Source organism: Rhodospirillales bacterium RIFCSPLOWO2_02_FULL_58_16, from assembly GCA_001830425.1.
Lineage (GTDB): Bacteria > Pseudomonadota > Alphaproteobacteria > Rhodospirillales > 2-02-FULL-58-16 > 2-02-FULL-58-16.
The window spans coordinates 69791-72373 of sequence record MIAA01000002.1 but is presented as its reverse complement, the minus strand read 5'-3'; the positions used below and the strand labels follow the sequence as shown (position 1 = coordinate 72373).

Below are 2583 nucleotides of genomic sequence, written 5' to 3'. Positions count from 1 at the left end.
GTTTGCCTATTGGGGCGCTGTTGCGCGACCCCGCATTATAGGCTCGGGAGAGTGACCACCGGAATTACGCTATGTGGTTCAAAAAACGGTGTTACGCGCCGGGTATTTTGCCGCTTTTACCGCCCTGTTATATCCCCGGCAATGGCCTTGAAAACGTCATTGAGTTCGTTCTCGGAAACTCCGAAGCCGACGGTCATCGAAGTGAACCACGGGTATTTCTCGGCCCCCAGATGACTCCAGTCGTTCTCCTTCCTGCCCCTGGTGACGCGCCAAACCGGAACGCCGAGTCCGCCCGCCAGCATCGGCAGATAGGTATCAGCCGAAACCACTCCGTCAAGGGCGGAAACCAGCGACGCCGTACCGTCTATATCATCGAGGAGGTCGAGGTCGCTCCATGTCTTGAGATCAACGCCGAAGCGCTCGTTGATTTCATCGCGTTCTTTATCACTCATGTTCACCTGAAGCCCGACAAACGTCGTTTCCGGCATGGCGAAGACCGCTCGCCAGCATCCCAACGGCGGGAACTTTTCGGCCTTTTCATCCGTCATGTGCAGACTGCGCCAGCTTACTCCTACCTTTCTTTTGCCGGCCGTTCCGCCCAGACGATTGCGCCAAAAGGCCGTCCGCTCCCGGTCGGCGGCGAGGAAGGCCGCAGCGTTCGGAAAACTATTCAGCGTCGGCCTGAAAAATCGCGGCAGACTTCCCAAAAAGGCGAAATAATCCACCCCCGGACCTGATCCGGGGGCCGTCCACTCTACATCCCGCCATTGGACCGGAGCATCGGCGGTGAACTTGTTTTCGCCGTGGATTGACGCCTTGGGAAACGAACGCGCAAACAGGGGAACGAGGCGACGGTCGACTTCGATCAGGCAATGTCCGGCCCTGTTGATGACATCGGGAAGGCACTCGGCCAGCATCAGTTGGTCGCCGATTCCCTGTTCGCCCCAGATCAGGATCGTTTTTCCGCTTAACTCCTCGCCGTTCCATATTTTATCGGCGAAGGGGCCGTAAGTGGTGACGGTCGAGCGCCATTCAAACTCGTACCATCCTTCATCCAGATTGCCGTTGCCGAGAAGCCGGATGGAACGGTTGTCATCCCTCGCGGCGCAGCGGGGATCGGCGGCCAGCGCCCGCCGGTAAGCGGCCAACGCCTCGTCCCGTTTCCCCTGCTTTTTCAGAACGATGCTGAGGCTGTAATCGGCGGCGGCGAACAATTCGGCGGCTCCCGCGCCGTCGCCCACCTGGAGGGCGATCCGGCCCAGATAGTGGAGTGTCTGCGCGTCGTCGGGCTTGATCGCCAGCACTTCCTTGAACAGCGAGAACGCCTCGCGGCGGTTTCCGGCGTTGAAGTATTCTACGGCGGCGGCAAACGGGTCGATGATCAAGGCCTTGTCCTCATGGGTTATCTTTTTCAATAGCTTGGATAAGCCTTCTTGGCTACGATTTTGCGGTCAACCGGGGGCAGGGGAAAGGCGCGAATGGCGGCGACTGACTTATCATTGAACGCCGCCATCGGGTTGCACCGGGCGGGCCGTCTGCAAGAGGCGGAAGCCGTCTATAAGGCGCTCCTTGAAAAAGACCCGTCTAATGCCGAGGCCCTTCACTACCTTGGCCTGATCGCTCACCAGATCGGCAGGAACGACCTGGCCGCAGAGCTTATCGGCAAGTCGCTGGCGATAGACGACCGTCAGGCGGTTCATCACTATAACTTCGGCGAAGTCCTGCGGGCGCTGGGCAGGGTTGATCAAGCCGTCGCCGCCTACCGCCGCGTCCTGGAGATCAACCCGCAAAGCGCCGAGGCTCACAACTCCATCGGCGTCGTCCTGGAAGAGCAGGGCAGGGGAGGCGAGGCGGTTGAGTCATATCGTCGTTCACTGGCCCTCAATCCCGGCTATGCCGAGGCTCACTTCAATCTCGGCAACGCCCTGCGCGGCATCGGTTGCACCGATGAGGCCATCGCCTCGTACCGGCTGGCCCTGGGAATTAATCCCGCCTACGCCGCAGCTCACACCAATCTCGGCGTCGCCCTGGAAAGCCAAAACCGCATTGACGAGGCGATTCAGTCCTATCTGCGGGCGCCGGACTTCGCCAATGCCCTGAACAACCTTGGCGTCGCCCGGCAAAAGCAGGGGAGGCTCGAAGAAGCGATAGCCTCCTACCGGCGAGCGCTGGAGATCGACCCCGCCTTCGCCGAAGCCCTTAGCAATCTCGGCAGCGTTCTGGGCGATAAAGGCTTGGTCTCTGAATCCATCGCTTGCTTCCGCCGCGCCCTGGAGATCGATCCCAGCTTCGCCGCCGCCCACTCCAACGTGATCTTTAATCAGTTTTATGATCCGTCGGTGGATATGGCGGGCCAACAAGATGAGCGCCGACGGTGGAATGAACGGTTTGCGTTGCCGCTGGCGTCAAGGATCAAGCCCCACGCCAACAGCCGGGTTCCGCATCGTCGTCTACGCATCGGCTATGTTTCGGCCGATTTCAAGCGCCATTCCGCTTGCCAGGGGTTTGCTCCCTTGATCATTGACCACGACCGCTCTCGATTCGATGTGGTTTGCTATGTCGGCAATTCCGCTACGGACGCGA

General features: G+C 59.9%; 1 protein-coding gene and 1 pseudogene (1 of these 2 running past the window's edge). One reads left to right on the top strand and one right to left on the bottom strand.

All coding sequences use genetic code 11. The features are described 5' to 3' along the window. Positions 1-116 precede the first annotated feature (116 nt). On the bottom strand, positions 117-1415 hold the full coding sequence (locus tag A3H92_01155; GenBank protein OHC76431.1) for a hypothetical protein: 1299 nt from the start codon (positions 1413-1415) through the stop codon (positions 117-119). A gap of 102 nt (positions 1416-1517) precedes the next feature. On the opposite strand from A3H92_01155, the pseudogene A3H92_01150 reads away from it, so the two are divergent. Next, a pseudogene (locus A3H92_01150) lies at positions 1518-2583 on the top strand (hypothetical protein); it runs 161 nt beyond the window's last position.